General features: G+C 62.2%; 22 protein-coding genes. 6 read left to right on the forward strand and 16 right to left on the reverse strand.

What is annotated here, in order from left to right:
- The first annotated feature begins 276 nt into the window (after nt 1-276).
- Nucleotides 277-1,131 carry a symmetrical bis(5'-nucleosyl)-tetraphosphatase gene (locus NCT32_RS10700; protein WP_250490217.1) on the forward strand — a complete coding sequence of 285 codons (855 nt, stop codon included), beginning with the start codon at nt 277-279 and terminating at the stop codon, nt 1,129-1,131.
- On the opposite strand, the gene NCT32_RS10705 is transcribed toward NCT32_RS10700, so the two are convergent.
- From NCT32_RS10705 to NCT32_RS10730, 6 genes are all read right to left on the reverse strand, one after another.
- Nucleotides 1,100-1,900, reverse strand: a complete 801-nt coding sequence (locus tag NCT32_RS10705; RefSeq protein WP_250490218.1) for a 1-acyl-sn-glycerol-3-phosphate acyltransferase — start codon at nt 1,898-1,900, stop codon at nt 1,100-1,102. The two genes, NCT32_RS10700 and NCT32_RS10705, sit on opposite strands and share 32 nt — an antisense overlap.
- A 2-nt stretch (nt 1,901-1,902) precedes the next feature.
- Nucleotides 1,903-3,180: a dihydroorotase gene (locus tag NCT32_RS10710; RefSeq protein WP_250490219.1), complete on the reverse strand. Its 1,278-nt coding sequence runs from the start codon at nt 3,178-3,180 to the stop codon at nt 1,903-1,905.
- Between the two features lie 10 nt (nt 3,181-3,190).
- Nucleotides 3,191-4,216 carry an aspartate carbamoyltransferase catalytic subunit gene (locus tag NCT32_RS10715; RefSeq protein ID WP_250490220.1) on the reverse strand — a complete coding sequence of 342 codons (1,026 nt, stop codon included), beginning with the start codon at nt 4,214-4,216 and terminating at the stop codon, nt 3,191-3,193.
- Between the two features lie 62 nt (nt 4,217-4,278).
- Nucleotides 4,279-4,794, reverse strand: coding sequence for a bifunctional pyr operon transcriptional regulator/uracil phosphoribosyltransferase PyrR (gene pyrR / locus NCT32_RS10720; RefSeq protein ID WP_061119336.1), 516 nt, complete (start codon nt 4,792-4,794; stop codon nt 4,279-4,281).
- On the reverse strand, nt 4,781-5,227 hold the full coding sequence (ruvX, locus tag NCT32_RS10725) for a Holliday junction resolvase RuvX (protein WP_250477012.1): 447 nt from the start codon (nt 5,225-5,227) through the stop codon (nt 4,781-4,783). Before ruvX ends, pyrR begins: the two co-directional genes overlap by 14 nt.
- Nucleotides 5,224-5,802 (reverse strand): YqgE/AlgH family protein, encoded by a 579-nt coding sequence (locus NCT32_RS10730; RefSeq protein WP_061119338.1) that lies wholly within the window; start codon nt 5,800-5,802, stop codon nt 5,224-5,226. Before NCT32_RS10730 ends, ruvX begins: the two co-directional genes overlap by 4 nt.
- Nucleotides 5,803-5,832: 30 nt before the next feature.
- Here NCT32_RS10730 and NCT32_RS10735 point away from each other — a divergent pair, with 30 nt between their 5' ends.
- Nucleotides 5,833-7,323, forward strand: coding sequence for a deoxyribodipyrimidine photo-lyase (locus NCT32_RS10735; RefSeq protein ID WP_250490221.1), 1,491 nt, complete (start codon nt 5,833-5,835; stop codon nt 7,321-7,323).
- Here NCT32_RS10735 and NCT32_RS10740 read toward each other — a convergent pair.
- Both NCT32_RS10740 and NCT32_RS10745 read right to left on the reverse strand, forming a co-directional pair.
- Nucleotides 7,320-8,714, reverse strand: a complete 1,395-nt coding sequence (locus NCT32_RS10740; protein WP_250490222.1) for a hypothetical protein — start codon at nt 8,712-8,714, stop codon at nt 7,320-7,322. The genes NCT32_RS10735 and NCT32_RS10740 overlap by 4 nt on opposite strands.
- A 365-nt stretch (nt 8,715-9,079) precedes the next feature.
- Complete coding sequence (locus tag NCT32_RS10745) at nt 9,080-9,250, reverse strand: rubredoxin (protein ID WP_025527884.1); 171 nt, start codon at nt 9,248-9,250, stop codon at nt 9,080-9,082.
- 311 nt (nt 9,251-9,561) lie between these two features.
- Between NCT32_RS10745 and NCT32_RS10750 the strand changes: the two genes are divergently transcribed.
- From NCT32_RS10750 to NCT32_RS10760, 3 genes are all read left to right on the forward strand, one after another.
- The gene (locus tag NCT32_RS10750; protein ID WP_061119341.1) at nt 9,562-10,437 is read left to right on the forward strand and encodes a hydroxymethylpyrimidine/phosphomethylpyrimidine kinase; all 876 of its coding nucleotides are present in this window, start codon (nt 9,562-9,564) and stop codon (nt 10,435-10,437) included.
- A gap of 31 nt (nt 10,438-10,468) precedes the next feature.
- Nucleotides 10,469-11,248 carry a DUF72 domain-containing protein gene (locus NCT32_RS10755; RefSeq protein ID WP_250490223.1) on the forward strand — a complete coding sequence of 260 codons (780 nt, stop codon included), beginning with the start codon at nt 10,469-10,471 and terminating at the stop codon, nt 11,246-11,248.
- A gap of 73 nt (nt 11,249-11,321) precedes the next feature.
- A complete protein-coding gene (locus tag NCT32_RS10760; RefSeq protein WP_250490224.1) occupies nt 11,322-11,708 on the forward strand; it encodes a hypothetical protein in 387 nt (128 codons plus the stop codon).
- Between the two features lie 100 nt (nt 11,709-11,808).
- On the opposite strand, the gene groL is transcribed toward NCT32_RS10760, so the two are convergent.
- The 5 genes from groL to NCT32_RS10785 all read right to left on the reverse strand — a co-directional run bounded on the left by groL (nt 11,809) and on the right by NCT32_RS10785 (nt 17,493).
- The gene (gene groL / locus NCT32_RS10765; protein ID WP_250490225.1) at nt 11,809-13,449 is read right to left on the reverse strand and encodes a chaperonin GroEL; all 1,641 of its coding nucleotides are present in this window, start codon (nt 13,447-13,449) and stop codon (nt 11,809-11,811) included.
- 97 nt (nt 13,450-13,546) lie between these two features.
- Nucleotides 13,547-13,837: a co-chaperone GroES gene (locus NCT32_RS10770; protein ID WP_035500852.1), complete on the reverse strand. Its 291-nt coding sequence runs from the start codon at nt 13,835-13,837 to the stop codon at nt 13,547-13,549.
- A 709-nt stretch (nt 13,838-14,546) separates the two neighbouring features.
- Complete coding sequence (locus NCT32_RS10775; protein WP_250490226.1) at nt 14,547-15,287, reverse strand: SDR family NAD(P)-dependent oxidoreductase; 741 nt, start codon at nt 15,285-15,287, stop codon at nt 14,547-14,549.
- Between the two features lie 282 nt (nt 15,288-15,569).
- Nucleotides 15,570-16,250: a peroxiredoxin-like family protein gene (locus NCT32_RS10780; protein ID WP_250490227.1), complete on the reverse strand. Its 681-nt coding sequence runs from the start codon at nt 16,248-16,250 to the stop codon at nt 15,570-15,572.
- A 100-nt stretch (nt 16,251-16,350) separates the two neighbouring features.
- The gene (locus NCT32_RS10785; RefSeq protein ID WP_250490233.1) at nt 16,351-17,493 is read right to left on the reverse strand and encodes an alkene reductase; all 1,143 of its coding nucleotides are present in this window, start codon (nt 17,491-17,493) and stop codon (nt 16,351-16,353) included.
- Nucleotides 17,494-17,811: 318 nt separating this feature from the next.
- On the opposite strand from NCT32_RS10785, the gene NCT32_RS10790 reads away from it, so the two are divergent.
- Complete coding sequence (locus NCT32_RS10790; RefSeq protein ID WP_250490228.1) at nt 17,812-18,726, forward strand: LysR family transcriptional regulator; 915 nt, start codon at nt 17,812-17,814, stop codon at nt 18,724-18,726.
- A 713-nt stretch (nt 18,727-19,439) separates the two neighbouring features.
- Here NCT32_RS10790 and NCT32_RS10795 read toward each other — a convergent pair.
- From NCT32_RS10795 to NCT32_RS10805, 3 genes are all read right to left on the reverse strand, one after another.
- Nucleotides 19,440-19,949, reverse strand: a complete 510-nt coding sequence (locus tag NCT32_RS10795; RefSeq protein WP_250490229.1) for a GNAT family N-acetyltransferase — start codon at nt 19,947-19,949, stop codon at nt 19,440-19,442.
- Nucleotides 19,950-20,015: 66 nt separating this feature from the next.
- Nucleotides 20,016-20,840: an AraC family transcriptional regulator gene (locus NCT32_RS10800; protein WP_250490230.1), complete on the reverse strand. Its 825-nt coding sequence runs from the start codon at nt 20,838-20,840 to the stop codon at nt 20,016-20,018.
- A gap of 303 nt (nt 20,841-21,143) precedes the next feature.
- Nucleotides 21,144-21,975: transposase (locus tag NCT32_RS10805; RefSeq protein WP_250490231.1), on the reverse strand; the 832-nt coding region annotated here is incomplete at its 5' end.

The raw sequence follows: 21,975 nt of genomic DNA on the forward strand, positions 1-21,975 counted from the left end.
CGCTGTTTTCGGAGAGGTCGGAATCTATGACCGACCCGAAGCTGCTCTTCGTCGCCTTTCGGTCAACCGCTAATTATAAGGCCATGCCATGCAAAAACTACACGACTAACAACTTGATACAGCTAGCTATTTATGGTTGCACCGCGTTGCAAAAGGTGTCATTTAGCGGCCATCCCGTTATTGTCTGACCGCACAGTATTCATCGCCTGTTTCATAATGCGCGGATATCCCGCATTCGAGCCGGTTCGCGGCTCCCTTCGGAACCCGTAATTTTCGATGACCGACGCCCTGACCTCCAGCATCGACGCTTCCCTTGCCCCGCTCGTCTTCGGCGATCTCCAAGGCTGCTGCGATCCGTTCCAACGCCTCCTGAAAAAAGCCGCACCCGCGTCAGACACCCCGCTCTGGTTCGCGGGCGACCTGATCAACCGCGGTCCGAAATCGCTGCAAACACTGCGCGAGGTGATCGCGCACGGCTCGCGAGCGACCGTCGTGCTCGGCAACCATGACCTGAACCTGCTCTCCGTCGCGGCCGGCTTGCGCAAGCCGAAAAAAGGCGACACGCTCGATGACATCCTGAACGCACCCGACGCCGCCGATCTCATCGAATGGGTCCGCCACAAGCCCGTCGCACATTTCGAGAACGACATCCTGATGGTGCACGCGGGCGTACTGCCGCAATGGGACGCGGCGACGACAGTGGAGCTCGCGCACGAACTCGAGCAGGCATTGCGCGCCCCGAACTGGAAAGAAACGCTCGCGGCGCTCTACGGCAACGAGCCGCATCGCTGGGAAGACAGTCTGAAGGGCGCGGATCGCCTGCGCGTGATCTACAACGCGTTGACGCGCATTCGCTTCTGCACGCCCGAAGGCGCAATGGAATTCGCCAACAACGGCGCCCCCGACGCCGCGCCGCCCGGCTATTTGCCGTGGTTCGACGTGCCCGGGCGCCGCACGCAGGACGTGACCGTCGTGTTCGGCCACTGGGCCGCGCTCGGCCTCATGATCCGCGATGACGTGCTCTGTCTCGATTCGGGCTGCGTCTGGGGCAACAAGCTGTCGGCCGTGCGGATGACGGCCGACCCCGCGCAGCGTGTGGTCACGCAGGTGAGCTGCTCGATGAAGAAGTGAGCGCCGCCTCGGCCATCGTTTCGACGACGGCCGGCGCACCACGCATGCGCTGCAGCGCCGCGTCGACCGCGGCCTGCGCTTCACTCGCAAGCAAGCGCCGGTCCGCGCCCGGCGCAAGCGGATCGCACACGTACAGATGCGCGGTGATCGCCCCCGCGCGCAACAGCGCGTTCAGCGAATCGTTGAGCGACATATCGCCGATATACGCGGGCGCAGTCGATTGCCGTCCTCGCGCGTCCTCGTACATCAGGCAGATCGGCTGCACCGGACACGATGCCGACACCGCCGCCTGAAACATGTTCGCGTGAAACGGCAGCAGCGACTGGCCATCGGTCGTCGTGCCTTCCGGGAACACGCACATCATTTCGCCCGAGAGCAGCCGGTTGGCGAGCTCGTGCATGATGCGCTTCGCGTCGCTGCGCTTCTCGCGCTGCACGAACACCGTGCCCAGTTGATGCGCGAGCCAGCCGACCACCGGCCACTTGCGGATCTCCGCCTTCGAGACGAACGGCGTCGGACGCCACGCGTTGATCACATAGATGTCGATCCACGAAACGTGATTGCCGACGACGAGCACGCCCGCATCGAGCCGCGCCTCGTCGTTATGCACGACGAGCTTCATCCCGGAAAGACGCAACATTTCGAGCGACCACACGCGATTCATCTCGGCGCGCTCGCTCGCGGACGCGCGTGGAAAGCGCCTCGCGACGATCCACATGCCGTACAGCAAGTGGACGGCGAGCCGCAGCTTGCGCAACGCGCAGCGCATGATCAGCGGCACTCGTACGCGACGTGACCGCCGACGATCGTCGCACGCACGCGCGCCGGCAGTTCGTAGCCGAGGAACGGCGTGTTGCGGCCCTGGCTCTTCAGTTTCTTCGGATCGACGCGCCATTCGCCCGCCGCGTCGAACACGCAGAGATCGGCGAGCGCGCCGGTCGTGATGCGGCCCGCGGGCAGCTTGAGCACGTCGGCGGGCGCGGACGAAATGCGCGCGAGCGCCTTCGCGAGCGGCACGTCGGCTTCGCGCGCCCACTTCACCGTCAGCGACAGCAGCAGTTCGAGACCAGTCGCGCCGGGCGTCGCTTCGGCGAAGGGCAAGAGCTTTTCGTCGTCGTCGAGCGGCGTGTGATCGGAGCAGATCGCGTCGATGGTGCCATCGGCGAGACCGGCGCGGATCGCATCGCGGTCGCGCTGCGAGCGCAGCGGCGGATCAAGACGGAACTGCGCATCGAAGTAGCCGATGTCGATATCGGTCAGATGGACATGATTGATCGTCACGTCGCAGGTCACCGCGAGCCCTTCGGCCTTCGCCGCGCGCACGAGCTCGACGCCCGCCGCCGACGACAGATGCGACAGATGCACGCGCGCGCCCGTCACGCGCATCAATTCGAAGATGGTATGCAGCGCGATGGTTTCCGCCGCCACCGGCACGCCCGACAAGCCGAGCCGCGATGCGACCGCGCCGCTCGCAGCCACCCCGCCCTTCGACATGTACGCGTCCTGCGGACGCAGCCACACGGTGTAGCCGTAAGTGGTCGCGTACTGCAGCGCGCGCTGCAAAGTGCGCGTATCGACGATCGGGTTATCGGCCTGCGAGAAACCGATGCAGCCCGCTTCGGTCAGCTCGACCATTTCGGTGATGGTTTCGCCCTTCAACCCGACGGTCAGCGCGCCGAGCGGATACACATGCGCGAGGTGCAGCTTCTGCGCGCGGAACTTGAGCATCTCGACGAGGCCCGGCTCGTCGAGCGTCGGATCGGTGTCGGGCGGGCACACGAGGCTCGTCACGCCACCTGCCATCGCGGCGGCCATTTCGGATTCGAGCGTCGCCTTGTGCTCGAAGCCCGGCTCGCGCAAACGCGCGGACAAGTCGACGAAACCCGGCGCGATGTAAAGCCCCGACGCGTCGATCACCTTCGCCGCGTTGAAATCGGCGGGCGCTTGGCCGATGCCGACGATCCGCCCCGCCGCGATGAATACGTCCTTGCGCGCTTCCGTGCCCGCGGCCGGGTCGATGATCGTGCCGTTCTGAATCTGGATCTTCATGTCGTCTTCTTCAGTCGCTGTTGCCGGCCACGATGCCCATCACCGCCATGCGCACGGCGATGCCGAAGGTCACCTGATTCAGGATCACCGACTGCGGGCCGTCGGCCACCTGCGAGTCGATTTCCACGCCGCGGTTCATCGGGCCCGGATGCATGACGATCGCATCGGGCGCGGCGAGCGCGAGACGCTCGGGCGTGAGTCCCCAACTCTTGAAATATTCCTGTGCGGAAGGCAGGAGCGCGCCGCTCATGCGCTCGTTCTGCAAGCGCAGCATGATGATCACGTCGACGCCCTTCAGACCTTCGTCGAGATTGTGGTAGACGTGCACGCCCATCTGGTCGAGGTTGCTCGGCAAGAGCGTGCGCGGTCCGATTGCGCGCACTTCCGGCACGCCGAGCGTGGTCAGCGCGTGAATGTCCGAGCGCGCGACGCGCGAATGCAGAATGTCGCCGACGATCGCCACGCGCAGCTTCGTGAAATCGCGCTTGTAATGGCGGATCGTGTACATGTCGAGCAGGCCTTGCGTCGGATGCGCGTGGCGGCCATCGCCTGCATTGATCACGTGCACATGCGGCGCGCAATGCTCGGCGATCAGATACGGCGCGCCGCTCGACGCATGACGCACGACGAACATGTCCGCGTGCATCGCGGAGAGATTGTTGATCGTGTCGAGCAGCGATTCGCCCTTGCTAGTCGACGACGCGTTGATGTTCAGATTCAGCACATCAGCCGACAAGCGCTTGGCCGCGATTTCGAACGTGGTGCGCGTGCGCGTCGAGTTCTCGAAGAAGAGATTGAACACCGACTTGCCGCGCAAAAGCGGCACCTTCTTCACCTCGCGGTCGGTCACGCTCACGAATTGCTCGGCGGTGTCGAGAATGTGCGTGACGATCGAGCGCGGCAGCCCTTCGATGGTCAGCAAGTGCTTCAGCTCGCCGTTCTTCGTGAGCTGCGGGTTGCCTTTGAGAAAGCCGTACCGGAATTTATCCGATGCGGGCGCGCCCGGAACGGCAGCGCCCTGGATGGCGGTGTTCATGATATTCCCGGATGTTTCTTTGGAAAGAAGCGTAAAGACGTAAAGCAGCCGCCATGTGCGCGTCAGTGCGCGCGCGGTTCGGTCGTGAACGCAAGTGTGTTGTCGTCACGGCGCGCGAGCACGAGATCCTCGTTCGCGGACACTTCGACCGTGCCGCCGGTAAAGCGCGCCGCGATCGGCATTTCGCGCCCGCCGCGGTCGGCGAGCACCGCAAGGTCGATCGACGCCGGGCGGCCGTAGTCGTACAACTCGTTGATCGCCGCGCGCACGGTGCGGCCCGTCGACAGCACATCGTCGATCAGGATGATGCGACGGCCGTTCACGTCGAAAGGCAGCTCGGTCGGACGCGCCTGGCTGTGCAGGCCCTTTTTCGCGTAGTCGTCGCGATGCAGCGCGACATTCACCACGCCGAAGTGCGGCGCGTCCAGGTCCTTCGCGAGCCGCTCGGCGAGCCACACGCCGCCGCTGTAGATGCCGGCGAGCACGGGGCCATCGGGTGCGGCAAGCGATTGTCCGAACGCGGCGCGAATCTGGTCGACGAGCGCACGGTAGAGCGTCTCGGCGTCAATGGAACTCATGATCGTCGGCAAGTCCGTCGAGGTATTGTTGAAGGATGACGCGGGCGGCTTCGGCGTCGATCTCGTCGAAGCGGCCGCGTGTGTTGGTCCGCACGCCGCGTTCGCGCAGATCGGCTTTGGCGTCGACGGACGAGTAGCGCTCGTCCACCCATTGCACGGGCACGTTGAAACGGCCGTTCACCTGATTGCCGAAGCGCTTTGCGAGCGCGCTCATTGCATGAGGCGTGCCGTCGGGATGCATCGGCATGCCGACCACGACAGCGTCGGGCTTCCACTCGTCGAGCAGTTTGCCCACTTCGACGAAGCGATATTCGCGATCGCGATTTTCCAGCGTAAGGAGCGCACGCGCGCTTTTCGTGAGCGTGTTGCCGACGGCCACACCGATACGCTTCTCGCCGTAATCGAATGCCAGCAGCGTGGCTTCGCGGCTCATGCGTGCCCTGCTTCGCCGGACAACATCGAGCGCGACACGCCGAGCAGCGAGAGCGCTGCTTCGAGGCGATCTTCGGCGGGCACGTCGAAGATGATGCGCGGATCGGCTTCCACCGTGAGCCAGCCGTTCTTCGAGATTTCCTCTTCGAGCTGCCCCGCGCCCCAGCCGGCGTGACCGAGGGTGAGCAGGAAGCGCTCGGGACCCTTGCCGCTCGCGACTGCTTCGAGCACGTCTTTCGACGTGGTCATGGAGAGGCCGCCGGGCACGCTCATCGACGAACTGTACGGCTCGCCCTCGCCCGCTTCGTGCAGCACGAAGCCGCGCTCGGTCTGCACGGGACCGCCGAAATACACGGGCAAATGGACGAGCGGCTCGATCTCGAGCTTCAGATCGATGCGATTGAAGAGCGACTGGAGATCGATATCGGTCGGCCGATTGATGACGAGGCCGAGCGCGCCCTTCTCCGTGTGATCGCAAAGGTAGACCACCGTTCCTGAGAATGTCGGATCCGCCATGTTCGGCATGGCGATCAGGAACTGATTCGTCAAATTGATGCGATCGGAAGTCTTGGACATAATTCAGAATTTTAACAAAGGCGCTGCGAGATGGCCGGCTTTGATGTGGGTTTGGTCTGGTTTCGGCGGGACCTTCGCGCGGCAGACAATGCTGCACTCTATCATGCGCTTACAAGGTGCCGCCGCGTGCTGTGCGCCTTCATTTTCGATCGCGATATTCTCTCGCCGCTCGATAGAAATGACCGGCGCGTACCGTTCATCCATGCAAGCGTCGTCGAGCTGGATCGCACGCTGCGCGAGGCCGGTGGCGCGTTGATCGTGCGGCACGGTCATCCGGTTCACGATATTCCGGCGCTCGCGCGCGAATGCGGAGTCGATGCGGTCTTCGCCAACCGAGACTACGAGCCGTCCGCGAAGGCGCGCGACGAGGCGGTCGCGCAGAAACTCGCGAGTCAGGACATCGCTTTTTTCACGTTCAGGGATCAGGCCGTCTTCGATCACGACGACGTGATGACAGGCGCGGGCAAGCCCTACACCGTCTTTACGCCGTATAAGCGCAAATGGCTCGCCACGCTCACGCCGGACGCGCTGAAGCCGTATGCGTCGGAGGATCATCTGAGCGCACTCGTGCAACCGCCGGCTGGCGTGACATGCGCGGTTCCATCGCTCGCCGCGCTCGGCTTTCCGGATGCGCACGGCCCCGCGTTTCCCGCGGGCACGAGCGGCGCTTACGAACTTTTCGACGATTTCCGCGACCGCATGACCGACTACGGTCGCACGCGTGATTTCCCCGCGCTGAAGGGCCCGAGCTATCTCGGCGTGCATCTGCGGCACGGCACGGTGTCGATCCGCGCGCTCGCCCCCAGCCCCCACGACGCGCAGCGCCACGGCGACAAGGGCGCGGAAACCTGGCTCGGCGAGCTGATCTGGCGGGAGTTCTATTTCTCCGTGCTGCACCATTTTCCGCACGTCGGTGTGCCGGGCGATCACCGCGCGTTCAAGCCGGAATACGACCGCATAGTCTGGGAAACCGGCGATGCCGCCGACGCCAGTTTCGCCGCGTGGTGCGCGGGTGAGACCGGCTACCCGCTCGTGGATGCGGCGATGCGGCAGATCAACACGTCCGGCTACATGCACAACCGGCTGCGCATGGTGGTCGCGAGTTTTCTGACGAAGGATCTCGGCATCGACTGGCGGCGCGGCGAGGCGTATTTCGAAGCGCACCTGAACGACTTCGAGCTCTCGAACAATAACGGTGGCTGGCAATGGGCCGCATCCAGTGGATGCGACGCGCAGCCGTACTTCCGGATCTTCAATCCGGTCACGCAATCGCGGAAATTCGACTCGACGGGCAAGTTCATCCGGCATTACGTGCCGGAACTCGCGGGCCTGCCGGACCGCGATATTCACGCGCCGTGGCTTGCGAAACCGGACGCGCTGAAGGCTGCGAAACTCTCGCTCGAGGCGGATTATCCGCAGCCGATTGTCGATCACGATGCCGCGAGAAAACGCACGCTCGCGCGCTACGACGTCGTGCGCGGACCGGGCGCAAAGCGCGACGCGCCGCCCGAGGACGATTAACGCGCGATCAGCGCCGGCTTCTCGATCATCGCGGTGAGCGCGACGATCGAGCCGCGGCCTTCGGAGGGCGCAATGCCGGCGGCCGCCTGATGCAGCATCGAGCGCAGCATTTGCGCGGCGCGCTCGGGCACGGTCGCATCGATGCCGCGCGTCGCGCCCTCGGCGCCATCGGCGTGGGTTTCTCCATGATGTGCGACGCGCCGCCACGCCAGACCGAGTGTGTCCGCCAGCAGCGCGACATGACCGAGGCCGAGCGCACAGGCCGCCGCACCCAGCCGATGCGACGCATCAGCCGCGGAGAGCGCCGCGGCTTCGTCCACGGTGCCGGTCTCGCTCGCCTGCGCGCCGCGCTCGACGAGCGCATCGATCGATGTCTCCGCACTCTGCAGGAAGTCTTCGTAGGCGGCCGCGTTGACGCGCAGCACGCCGAGATCGCGGGTTGCGGCGTCCGGCGTGGCTTCCTCGCTCGCCTGCGCGGCGCTCGCTTCCCACGCCGCCTCCGATGCCGGCGTCGCCGCGACGTGCCACGCCACGGTCAGGCCGTAGTCGCGCAGCACGTCGACGTGCCCGGCGTCCTCGGGCGCCGCGCCGTACAGCGCGAAATCGCGCCACAGAAGCGCGAGCGTCGCTCGCACCAGCGAACGGGGCGCGTACGACAGCGCATGCGCCTGGTCCGCCAGCACGAGGTTGAAGCGCGCGTAGAGACGCTTCGCGTCGGCGATATGGTCGAGCTCACCGCCCGTGCGTTCGGCGCGCTCGCGCAACGCACGGACCGTCGAGGACGCGAGCCGCCAGAAATCGTAGGGATCGGAACCGCGCAATTCGTCGAGACAGGCATCGAGGCGCGCGAAGGCATCGGCGGATTCTTCAGCCGGTGCGCGCAGGAGCTTGAGCAGCGTCTCCTCGTAGTGCGCCCGCACCCGCGCGAGGCGCTCGGGTGCAATGCCGCGCAGCGTCGCCGGCGCGATCGCGCGGCCCGCGAGCGCGAGGTCGTCGTAGGAAACCGGCGCGACGCGCGTGTGCGCGGCCAGCAGCGCATGCAGGCCGCGATAGTGATCGAAAAGCACGGTCGAGCACGAAAGCTCGCGCAGATTATGGCGCTCGACCGCGCCGCGAAACACGCCGATCGCGTCGGCAATGCGCGCGTGGCTTCCCTCCGAGTCGTCGCCAAGCGGCGCGACGAGCGCGAGCGCCTCGGCGAATCGCTGCCCGGGCAGCCAGCCCGCGGAATGCAGCGCGGCAATGGCGCGCTTCAACGCGGCCCCGGTTTCGCCCTGACGCTGAAACGCGTGCAGCGCGTCGGTCAGAGCCATTTCGGCGAGGCGCACCGATCCGCCGCGCGGATTGGGCAGGGCTTCGAAAGGAACGGGCAGATCGGGACGAGATGTCATAACAAGCGCTCACAAGCCGGTTCGCGGGCGCGGTGATCGAACGCCGCCGTCGCACGCGGTTGAAATGCGTCATCGGTAGGCGCGCACGGTGTCGCCACGCCTGCTTCAAGCGTATGCCTTGACGAGCGGGTGCGGGGATCGAATGTGTCCGACGAGACTTGTCGCACATTTCACTTCGTTCGCCAAACTCGCGCGATGCCGGAATCGCCGCAACGAAATCGCCCTACGCCTCGAAATCCGAAAAAAAACCAGGCAAACCGCACGGCGGCAGCCCACGCGCGGCACGCGTCGTCATCGTCGAACGCGGTCCGCTAAAAAACGCGCGCCGCATGACGCGAGTCATGCGGCGCGGCAGAACGACAAGATCAGATCTGAACCATCTCGAAATCTTCCTTGCGGGCTCCGCATTCGGGACAGGTCCAGTTGATCGGAACGTCCTCCCAGCGCGTGCCCGGCGCGATGCCCTCTTCGGGCAATCCCGCCTCCTCGTCGTAGATCCAGCCGCAGATCAGGCACATCCAGCTTCTGTATTCCATACTTATGCCGCGTCGATTGGTCGGTTGAAATTAGGACATGATGGTACCGTGTTGCCGTGTCGATGCCTAGCAAGCGGCCCGCCCGCTGTGCGCGCATCGTGACATCGGTCGAAACGGGCGCCGCGCAGGCTTGCGTCACCCCGAGCCCGCGCGCCGGAAAAAAGTGCGCAAAGAGAACAGCCGGACGGCATTAGGCCGCATAATCAGACATGACCGAGCGGGCATTCGCTCACGCGCCCGAGGCGCGGACGAGTTCGCTTAAAGCCGATCGTCCATTCAAGCAATCCAATACCATAATGTCCGCTTTTGCCATGACCGGCGACTCCCCCCCGATCGTTCTCACTTTCGGCCTTTCCGATCCCACGGGCGGCTCGGGCCTGCAAGCCGACCTGCTGACGCTCGCGAGCATGGGCTGCCACGGCGCGACCGTGCTCACCGGCTACGCGGTGCGCGACTCCGCGACCTGCGATGAAGTGACCGGGCTCGATCCAGACACCGTCGCAACTCAGGCGCGCATGTTGCTGGAGGACATGCCGATCGCCGCGTTCAAGATCGGCGCGGCGACCCGCGCGGAGCTCGTGTCCGCCATCGCCGAGGTCGTCTCCGACTACGACGATGTGCCGCTGATCCTTGCGCCCGATTTCACGCTCGACGACGAACACGTGCTGTCCGCCGACGAGCTCCGCGAATCGCTTGCCGATCTGCTCGTGCCGCAGACCACCATGCTGATTGCCGACCATGCCACGCTGCTGCAACTCGCCCAGCCGGACAGCGACGCCGAATCGCCGACGCTCGATTCCGCGATTTCCCACATCCTGGCGCAAGGTTGCGAGTACGTGCTCGCCATGGAAACGGGCACGCATCGGCACGTGAACACGCTGTACAGCGAAGAGGGACAAGTGCGACAGGACACGTGGGAGCGCGGCGTGCAGCGCATCATGGGCCTGACTGATACGCTCGGCTCCGCCGTCGCCGCCCTGCTCGCGAATGGGCAGGAGCCCGCCGAGGCCGCCCGCGAGGCGCAGGAGTACGTGTTCCAGGCCGCGCGCGCCGCGTTTCGCCCCGGCATGGGCGCGTATTTGCCGGACCGCTTCTTCTGGGCGCGCTCGAACGACGCCGACGAAGACGGCGACACGTCCTCGCTTCCTGATGATCCAACGGGACTGCCCGGAGAAGCCCGACACTGACACCCGAACAATAAGGGAGCGACGCGAGCGCATGCCATATCGACTGCCCCATCTGCACAAGCCCGGCCCGCAAGGCGCGATCCGCATCGGCTGCGCGGGCTGGGGCCTGTCGAGCGCCGTCTCCGCGAGCTTTCCGCATGAAGGCACGCATCTCGAACGCTATTCGCACGTGCTGACGTGCGTCGAGATCAACTCCAGTTTCTACAAGCCGCATCGCGAGCAGACTTACGCACACTGGGCGGAGAGCGTGCCCGAGTCGTTCCGCTTCTCGGTCAAGGTACCGAAGGCGATCACGCACGACGCGCGCCTCGTCGATACCGAATCCCTGCTCGACGAATTCCTCCAGGCGGCCGGACAACTCGGCGACAAACTCGGCTGCTGGCTCGTGCAACTGCCGCCGAGCCTGCCGTTCGATCACGACGTCGCCGAGTCATTTTTCGCGGCGTTGCGCGAACGCACGAAGTTGCCGGTGGCGTTCGAGGCGCGAGAGCATACTTGGTTCACGACGCACGCAGCGGCGCTTCTGAAGGCGCATCACATCGCATACGTGGACGCCGATCCGATCCCCGATGAATGCGAGATCAAGCATCGCGCGGACGCGTCGCTCGTCTATGTGCGACTGCACGGCTCGCCCGAGCTCTACAGGTCTTCCTACGGCTACACCTATCTCGACGAGCTCGCCCGCACACTGCATAACCGCGCGAAAAAGACGGCTGAAGTCTGGTGCATCTTCGACAACACCACCGAGAGCCATGCGCAGCCCAACGCACTGCATCTGATGGAGCGGTTGCGGATTCATCACAAGGTCTGACCACATTCGACGCCACGGAGATTCCCCGATGCATAAGCCGGCAGGACGAATTGCCCGTTTGCTTGGAGCCACGATGCTCGCCTCGCTGTTCAGCCTTGCTCTGCCCGCTCACGCTCAGAATGCCGCGCCGCCGCCGGGCGCGACGCCCGCAGGCGACGGCACGTTTTTACTGACGATCTTCCTCAAGCATGACGAATCGAAGACGCTGCCGCAGATAAACCAGCAACTGAAAGAACAAGGCTACTTCAAGCAGTTCCCGCCGCCGGGCGTCGAAGTGGTGTCGTGGTACGTGATGATGGGCATCGGACAGGTGGTGACGCTGCGTGTGCCCGCCGAGCGGCTGCGCGAAGTGAACCGCGCGATCGAGAGCACCGCGTGGGGCGGCTATCGCACGGAGTTTTACCCGACCTACGACTACAAGGCGGCCGCGCAGAAACTTCGCGACGAGATGAACAAATAACGTTTGTATGGACAAAAAACCCGCATCGCTGCGGGTTTTCCTTTGGCACGGCGCGAAACCTCTTCCGAAGCCCGCGCCGATGCAATCGGCCAAAGCCAGATTACATGTCCATGCCCATGCCGCCCATGCCGCCGGGCATGCCGCCAGGCATCGGAGCGTCTTCCTTCGGCAGTTCGGCAACGGCTGCGTCGGTCGTCAGCAGCAAGCCTGCCACCGATGCCGCGTTTTGCAGCGCGGTGCGCGTAACTTTCGTCGGGTCAACGACGCCGGCTTCCACCAGGTCACCGTACTCGCCGGTCGCCGCGTTGTAGCCGTAGTTGCCCGAACCTTGAGCAACGGCCGCCACCACGACGGAAGCTTCTTCGCCGCCGTTCGTGACGATCTGGCGCAGCGGCTCTTCCATTGCACGCAGAACGATCTTGATACCTGCGTCCTGATCGGCGTTGGCGCCCTTCAGGCCGTCGATCGCACGACGAGCGCGGATCAGCGCGACGCCGCCGCCAGCCACGATGCCTTCTTCCACAGCCGCGCGCGTTGCGTGCAGTGCGTCTTCGACACGTGCCTTCTTTTCCTTCATTTCGACTTCGGTCGCAGCGCCGACCTTGATCACGGCAACACCGCCGGCCAGTTTGGCCACACGTTCTTGCAGCTTTTCACGGTCGTAGTCCGACGTTGCTTCTTCGATCTGCTTGCGCACTTGCTTCACGCGCGCTTCGATGTTCGTGGCTTCGCCAGCGCCGTCGATGATCGTCGTGTTTTCCTTGGCCACTTCGATGCGCTTCGCCTGGCCCAGTTCAGCCAACGTCGCCTTTTCGAGCGTCAGGCCGGTTTCTTCCGCAATCACTTGACCGCCGGTCAGGATCGCGATGTCTTCCAGCATGGCCTTGCGACGGTCGCCGAAGCCCGGAGCCTTGACGGCGACGGTCTTCAGGATGCCGCGGATGTTGTTGACGACCAGCGTTGCGAGCGCTTCGCCTTCGACGTCTTCAGCGATGATCAGCAGCGGACGGCCAGCCTTCGCGACTTGCTCCAGCACCGGCAGCAGATCACGGATGTTCGACACCTTCTTGTCGTGCAGCAGCACGAACGGGTTTTCCAGAACGGCGACTTGCTTGTCCGGGTTGTTGATGAAGTACGGCGACAGATAGCCGCGATCGAACTGCATGCCTTCCACGACGTCCAGTTCGTCTTGCAGCGACTTGCCGTCTTCGACGGTGATGACGCCTTCCTTGCCGACCTTGTCCATCGCTTCAGCGATGCGCTCGCCGATCGACGTGTCGCTGTTCGCCGAGATCGAGCCGACTTGCGCGATTTCCTTGTTGGTCGTGCAGGGCTTGCTGATCTTGCGCAGTTCATCGATCGCGGCCGTGACGGCTTTGTCGATGCCGCGCTTCAGGTCCATCGGGTTCATGCCCGATGCGACGTACTTCATGCCTTCGCGAACGATGGATTGCGCCAGAACGGTAGCGGTCGTTGTGCCGTCACCTGCGTTGTCGCTGGTCTTGGAAGCCACCTCCTTGACCATTTGCGCGCCCATGTTCTGGAGCTTGTCCTTCAGTTCGATTTCCTTCGCGACCGAGACACCGTCCTTGGTGACCGTCGGGCCGCCGAAGGAGCGCTCGAGCACCACGTTGCGGCCCTTCGGACCGAGCGTGACCTTGACCGCGTTGGCCAGGATGTTCACGCCTTCGACCATCTTGGCGCGTGCGGAATCGCCAAAAGTGACTTCTTTAGCTGCCATATCCAAACTCCTTGATTCGATTCGGTTTGCTGGCTTCGCTCAGCGCGCCCGAAAGGGCTGCGGCTTGTTGGCGAAGCCGAACGTGCAGGAAGGATGCTTACTTGACCAGAACGGCCATGATGTCTTCTTCGCGCATGACGAGCAGTTCTTGCCCGTCGACCTTGACGGTCTGGCCGGCGTACTTGCCGAACAAAACGCGGTCGCCGACCTTCACGTCGAGAGCGTTCTGCACGCCCTTGTCATCGCGCTTGCCCGGGCCGATGGCCAGGACTTCGCCTTGATCCGGCTTCTCAGCCGCGGCTTCCGGAATCACGATGCCCGATGCGGTCTTGGTTTCCTGGTCCAGACGCTTGACGATGACGCGATCGTGCAAAGGACGAAGGTTCATACACACTCCTCTTGATTGAGACTGAAAACACGGGAAAAACCCGTCCGTTGAGAACAATCTCGCCGGACGGCAATCTTGTTAGCACTCTCGTGCAGTGAGTGCCAATTATATGGACCGAGTTTGACAATTTCAAGGAGGGGCACGAACTGTCGAAGTTCACCCAACATTGAGCTACGTTCGTCGAACGTTGAACCGCTAAACCGCGAGTACACGTTGCTTACGGCGCAAGATCTTCCATCAGATCAGCGGTTTACGATGGTGGGACGCGACTCCCAGCCCGGGCCGTCACTGCGTGCGGGCCGGCTGAAGAACCAAAATGAAACGACTCGCCCACGCAAAGAGTTGTTCCTTCGAAGTTAGGTGTTTACCCTTCCTCGAGCCGCCTCATCCATCGACGTTTGCCATCAAAGATATGAAGGTAATTCCAACGCAGTCGGCATCATTGGAGAATTGGGAGCGTCACGATGTGCGGATTCGATGCATCGAACGTCGCTACGCGACCCCATTTCGGCCACTCCGCGACTGCGAGATAAACGGCCGTCCTCGAAAGCTCAACGGCCGTTGGTTACTTCAATAAAGATGCAAATGGCGATGTGTCAGTCAACGATGGTGCGCTGCGCCAAAGTGATCCGACATCTGCGTGCGTGATTGCCCGATACGTAACAAGCACGGCAAGTTCACTGCGCGACGAGAGTCAGTTGACTCTCGCCTAAGCATTCGTTCCGCCATCAACCGTTAGATTCGCTCCGGTGATATACGCCGCCTCGTCACTAGCAACAAAAGCGACGATCGCCGCAATTTCGTCGACGTGCCCGTACCGCTTAAGGGCAGTCATCTCTAGCTGCGGCGTGGCCCAATCACCCCCTGCTGGGTTGAGATCCGTGTCAATCGGACCGGGTTGAATATTGTTGACGGTGATAGCGCGTTCGCCCACCTCGCGGGACAGGCCTTGCGTGAACATGCGTATAGCAGCCTTCGTCGCAGAATACGAAACAAGGCCGGGCGTCATCATTCGCTCGCCCACGCACGAGCCGATATTTATGATGCGACCGCCAGTCCTCAGGTGCTTGAGAGCCGCTTGAGTTGACAGGAACACGCCTCGGATATTCAGGTTGATCACGTGGTCCAATTCCTCCAGCGTCGTCACTTCAAACGGTTTTGGAATCGCTGTGCCTGCATTGTTGACGAGAATGTCGAGGCCGCCATACGCGGTAATCGTCTGCTGTACCACATTATTGATTGCCTCTGCGCTTGCGGCATCGGCCTGGATTGCGATCGCCTCGCCTCCAGCGGCTTCAATTGCTTTCACCACGGTTGCAGCGGCTTCACTGCCTTTAGAGAACGTGATCACCACGCGTGCTCCATCCGCGGCCAATCTTCTGGCAATCGCAGCACCGATGCCCCGCGAACCGCCTGTCACGATGGCAACCTTATTACCTAGCTTAGCCATAAGAACTCCATATCCTCGTCGAGTGGAAAGATCCACTTCGCCGCCCCAGACGAAGCAACACAACAAGCGGCGACGAAGTGGTGAAACACTTTGCTTTCAAGGGACCGTCAATAAGGCAGGACCTCCGGAATTTCCGGGACAATGCCCAGCTTGGAGAAGGAATCGCTTGCATCTCCGCACGTCCATACGACGAGGCGATTCGCGCGGCAACTGGCAGGAAGTCTCCAAAAGCGGATGCGAAGACGGATGCCGGATTAGTACTGAGGCATTTACCGCTCGCCACTAGTGCGTGAAATCGTGGGCTTTTGTCACGACCGTCAAGGCTGGAAGACTTCCACGCGGGCGATCTCGATCGCGAATTTTGCGTTTCACCCGAAGCGCGTCGAGCCCCTTCAGCAGGGACTCCGTATCCAATCCGTTTCGGTAGTCGAAGTCGACGTGCGCAAAAACGACAACGCCGTCCTCCTCGAGAATGTAGGTCGCTGGGACCGGGACGAGAAACACGCCCGACTTGCGTATCCTGGGTGGTACATAGCCCAGATCTATATAGCGACTGCGCAGTTCCTCCGGAAGATCGAAGGTTAAACCGAACGCTCGCGCAAGGCCGAGGTCGGTGTCGACGAGTTTGGGAATCGGTAACACGCCAGCGCGATCGTCCGATTGACCAGGCGGAGCAACGGCAAGCGCCCTCGCTCCCGAGGCAGCAATACGCTCATGCACGGCCGAAAATCGCACGAGGTTTTCTTCACCGAATGCACACCACGAACCACGCTGGAAATAGAGCACGACCGGACCCGCGCGCAGCAGTTGATCCAGCGCGACGCGGCGGCCGAGCGTGTCATGCAAGGCAAACGTCGGCGCCCGGGCTCCCGCATGCAGCGCGTTCGTTGCTGCAGCCGCCTTCGAGACCATCGTGATTTCCGCCGCGGCATCCGTGTCCACTACCACTTGTGCTTGACTCATGATCGATGTCTCCATCGAAGCCGGCCGCGCATCGCAACGGCCTGCGCACGGCCGGCTTTCTTGCTGTCACGCTGCATCCCGCGAACGCCCGAACAAGCCGTTACACCGCCTCGGCACTTTCTTCATCCTGGACAGTGCGGCTTGCTGCCTGCTGCACTTCATACATTGGAAAGTCCGAGTAGTTCTCTTCGTTACCTCCCCAGAACGCCGCGCGGACATAAGGCGTGAGCGGCAGATCACGCGCCAGGCGAGCGGGAAGATCCGGGTTCGACGAGAAGTGACGTCCGAATGCAACCAAGTCGGCCACGCCCGACTCGACGACCGCGATCGCACTTTCGCGATCGAACCCGCCCGCCGCGATGATCGGACCCGCGAAGTGAGGACGCAGATACGCCGCCGCCACGACAGGATGGCCATGATGCAATGTATCGTCCCCCTTGATACGCGGCTCGATGACGTGAAGATAGGCAATCCCGTACGAGTCGAGCACCTTGGCGACATGGCTGAACGTCGCCTCGGGGTCGCTGTCGGATACGCCGCCCCATTCGCCCGACGGCGAGATCCGCACCCCGACGCGATCCGCGCCGAACACGGAAATCAGCGCTTCGAGTGCCTCGCGCATGAAACGCACACGGTTCTCGACCGGGCCACCGTATTCATCGGTACGCCGGTTCGTGCCGTCCTGGATAAACTGGTCGACGAGATAGCCGTTGGCCCCGTGCAATTCGACACCGTCGAAGCCGGCCTTCTTCGCGCGTTCCGCAGCCTGACGGAAGTCTTCGACAATCCCCGCAATCTCGTGGGTTTCCAGCGCACGGTGCGGCGACGCCGGAACGAACCCGTCCGTGGTGAGCGCAACGCCTTCGAACGGCACCACCGAGGGCGCGACGGGCGAGCCGCCGTCGTTGACTTCGACGTGGCTCTGACGTCCACCGTGGATCAGTTGCAGGAACGCACGACCACCCTTCGCGTGCACCGCGTCGGCGATCGCCTTCCAGCCCGCGTCCTGACCGTCGTGGAAGATGCTTGCCGCGCCTAGATACGAGCGCGCCTGCCGTGAGATGCTCGCCGCTTCGATGATGACGAGGCCCCCTTCCGAAGCACGCTGACCATAGAAGCTCGCCATCATCGGGCTGGGAATATCATCGGGCTGAATGGTGCGCAGACGGGTCATAGGCGCAAGGACGACACGATGAGCGAGGTCATAGGTGCCGACTTTGCTGGAACTAAACAGCTTGGTCATGATGTTTCCTTTGAGAGTATGGTTGCGCACCCCAGGGACGGGTGCGTCACGCGATGCGTTGAGATCAAATGTAAAGAACCGGCGGGGCCGGATATAGCCCTCTATCAGGATGAGGTCTATTCCAGATGGGGATAAATCGGCGACGCGAATGGCTGTGCGTTGCGGGCTGCCACCGCCACGCGGGCATGAGGCCTCCACATCGAATGCGTCTTGCCAGGTGAGGTACGCTGTCGGCACGGCAGACGCCGCACCTTGCTGGTGCTTCGAACCCTGCGCTCGCGGCGCCTCATCCATTCTGCGCAGCTCAGGAGAATTCCGATGGACCGCCTTGCCGCATTCGAGATTTATATCCGCGTCGTCGATACAGGCTTGTTCTCCGCAGCTGCGCGCCATTTCGACATCGGCCAGCCGGCTGTGTCGAAGGCCGTGGCGCAACTGGAGGAATGGCTCGGCGTCAAATTGCTACTGCGCTCGACCCGTGCGTTGACGCCAACCGAGGCGGGGCAAAATTTCTACACACGTGCGAGGCGTGCCGTCGAGGAATCGGGCGCGGCCGTGCTTGCCGCACGGGGCACGGCTGCGGGACTGACAGGAAAGCTTCGCGTGTCCGCCGCAGTCTGCTTTGCAAGGCTGCATATCGTTCCAAAGTTGCCCGGCTTTCTGAGCAAGCATCCCGACCTGGAAGTCGAACTGCTCCTTGACGACCGCAATATAGATCTCGTCGAAGAAGGCGTCGATCTGGCATTGCGAATGGGTGATCTGCGCGATTCAAACATGACCGCCCGACGCATCGGCGAGGCTCGCCGGCGCGTACTAGCGACACCCGCGTACTTTGATCGCTGCGGCATTCCGACGAAGCCTGCAGATCTGCTCGAGCATCACGCGGTGGTCTACACGCGCGACATTAACAGCGGCGAGGACTGGACATTCCGCAGGGACTCCGTCGAGCAGTCCATCAGACTACAGAGTCGCGTGAAGATATCCGCGACCGAGGGATTGCGCGCCGCCGTCTTCTCGGACATCGGCCTTGCCGTCGCGTCCGAATGGGCGTTTTCTCCCGAACTAAAATCGGGAGCGGTCGTCGCCGTCATGGATGACTGGAAGCTGCCGGGTATAGCTCTCTCCGTGCTGTATCCGACGGGGCGTATGGCGAGCGGTAAAGCGCGTCAGTTCGCTGCTTTCGTTGAAGAATGTCTGTCGGCCGAATTTGCGCCGACGCTCCTTTCTGCGTGAAAGATCCAGGGTAGTCGACAGCGGCGATAACAACAGCCGCGTACCTTCTTGCGTAGCGAACCGCTTGAGATTCGATCTCGAATGGCTGGTTAAGGCGAGTAGGCGGTCGACTTGCGCCTGCACTACGAGCGTCGCCTCCTGGCCGAACCCGGAAATAGCAGTGAGTCGGAGGATCACTGGACCCGACCAGCGGCGAACTTCCGGACCCGACCCACTCCGGTCAGATCACCTTCTCCAAAACGGTCAGTCAGCGGAATTCAATTTTGCGGACTGGAATGCCATAAGCGGCCGTTGGCGACTTCGCCCAATCGAGCATATTCAGCCGTCGGCTCACGCGTGCGCACGACATTCAAACGGCGCTTCGACCGAGATACTGGTTATTCGCGGTGTCTATTACTTCGCTGCCTGTGAGGCCCGAGCGAATGTTGGTTGTCCAGCCCTCAAGCGGACAACATGGTGCTCGTCCAGCAGATACTCCGCGCTTGGTCGTTATCGGCAATTTCGGCTAATCGACAGCCATCGCCAGCGTCGCGCCTGGACGCGCACAGAGTAGCGGTGCAGCAGGCTAGGTTAGCGAACGCTCAGCTAGCCGCTGTGTTCAGCTCGTGGGTGGCCGCTGCTTAGGAGAAGGCATTGACTGTCACCGCTTTCGCGAATACGTCCGATGAAGCGACTAGGTCATGCATATGCGATCACTCATATGCAGTGCGCCCTCATTTCAGCCTCAATCGAAACAGTAGCGAGCCCCTGTCCGGATAGTCGTACTGTACGGGCAATTCGCTGCCGGAAATCTGCTCGAATCCATGGCGCCTGTAAAATGTGTGCGACCGGGCAGCACTCGAGGGCGTATCGAGGACGATCGTAGTGAGCCCGCGCGAGCGTGCGAAGGCGATCAGCGATTCATACAGTCGCGACGCACAATCCTTATCCTTGCCGCGCCAGTCGACGGCCACGAAAAACTTCTTAAGCACCGCCACTTCCGGCGTTTGAATCATCAAGCCGATGGTGCCGACGACTTTCTCTTGCTCATCGAGCGCGACCCAGAAAGCGCCGCCAGCCGACAGGTAACTTCGTTCGATGTCGACCAGGTCCGGTTGATCGTCGAGCGATATATCCAACCCCGCCTCAACATTCTGGATATTCAGGATCAAATTGACGGCTTCCTGCTGATGCGAAGCAGTGAACGAAACCACGAAAGGGGCGCGAGAATGACGGGTGGACATGATGAATACCTTGGTCTTGGTTAAGGGAAGGATCACCACACCTTAGCTGCGCAGGCTCAGCGGCATCTAGAACGTTCTTGAGCCGGCGTGCCGGGCGACTGCGCCGGGCGTCATTCCAAACATTGCGCGAAAGTGCCGACCCATGTGGCTCTGGTCGGCAAACCCCGTTGTCATGGCGACTTCGGCAATCGGCATCGCGTCGAGGAGAAGGCGCTTGCACCGTAAGAGACGATGCACGAGTTGATAGCGATGCGGACTGAGGCCGTACACAGCCGAAAAGCGGCGACAGAACTCAGGCACCGACAGCGATGCTTCGCGAGCAAGTTCGGCAAGCGAAACGTTGCGATCCAACGATGCGCGCAGATATTCGCAGACCCTCTGAATCGACGGTTCCGCGGTCGCCGACGAAAGCGAACCGGTATGTGTAGTGATTGGCTGCACCGCCGCGCACACGCGCTCCCAAAACAGCGACCATTCGATATGACACGAACGATCCTCGTTGGATGCCGCGTGGAGCCGCCGCGTCAGCGCAGCGAATTCCGCCACCAACTTCGGATGGGTCAAAGGCTTGAAGATAGCCTCGGGTTCAATACGGTGGATGGCGCAACGCATACGCCACTCGACGTCGGGCACGTAGAGCATCACATACTCGCAGCCTTGTTGGTCAATGCCGCGTCCCGCGTGCGCGACACCCGGTGCGAGCGTGTAGATCTGGCCCGCTTCGACGATCGCAGTCTGGCCATCCCGCGGTGACGTGTCCTTCGCCCCACTCAGTACGGCACCAATTGCCCATGTATCGTGTGCGTGCGAGGCAAATCGGTGCCGGCTGAATCGGGCATGAAAAACCTCGACGTTCGCTGTCACGCAACGTTTGAGGCGCGCGAATTCCAAGGGGCCTGTTGGATATGTGGGTGCTGGCATGCGTGGAATTTTGCCATGACATGCATATCGGCCACGAGGGTTTCTCCACGACGTTCGGCATCGAGGCGAAGGAATGACGGCTGTGGATTCAAAAGGCGACATTGGAGTCTTGACCGCTTCAACGGCGTCAACGGGTCGAGGCTGTGCGAAAACAAGTGAGGCATCTCGGCGAGGCAGACGGACGGACCTGGTCAATCGACGAGCGGTCGGATAGGTGCGGTCGCCAAAGAAAATTCCGCCTCGCTTTCGATCAAGGCGACTCGCCGCTTGCTTTCATATCTTCATCGCTTCGATCAACGACGACGCGCCTAGAATACTGATTGCTCGCTTCAGGTTGTACGCTAAGACGTGAAGGCTCATCTCGGTTCGCACGCGCGGGAGGGTCTTCATCAAGAAGTGCGCGGATCCCATCCAGAACTTGAGCGTACCGAATGGGTGTTCGACCGTCTGTCGTCGCAGTCTTGCAGTATTTGGATTCTTATCAAGGCGACGCTGCATGTCCTCAAGTACCTTCTCATGTTCCCATCTCGCTATCCTTCGATAGGGGCTCTGAGTGCATTGCGGCTTGAGTTTGCAACTTGGACATGCTGACGGCCAATACTTGTGAATTGTCAATCCTGCCTCGACCGTCTTGAAGCGCCAAATCGCTTTTTCTCCTGCCGGGCACCGGTACGCATCTTCAGCCTCAATGTAAACAAAATCTCTCTTGTCGAAACGGCCCTCTGCTTTGCTGTTCGATGTCAGCGGTTTGGGAACTAGCGTCTTGATCCCTTGCTTTTCGCAGCGCAGAATCTCATCGCTCTTGTAGTAGCCCCGATCGGCAAGCGCCGTCAATTTCTTTTTGCCGATTGCGTCTCGCGCCATCTCTGCCATTCTCGCCAACTGCGTTCGATCATGTCCAATGCTGACGACGTCATGTGCAACGATCATGTGGTTCTTAAGGTCTACAGCCGTTTGTACGTTATAGCCGACCATTCCCGTGCCGCGCCCACTGGTAGCCATTGAGCGAGCGTCCGGATCCGTTAGCGAGATTTGGCCATCGGGCGCCGCGCGCATTCGCACTTCAATCTCGCCGAGCTTCTGCACTTGCGCCTTGAGACTCTCG

The sequence above is a fragment of the Caballeronia sp. INML2 genome, assembly GCF_023631365.1.
GTDB lineage: Bacteria > Pseudomonadota > Gammaproteobacteria > Burkholderiales > Burkholderiaceae > Caballeronia > Caballeronia turbans.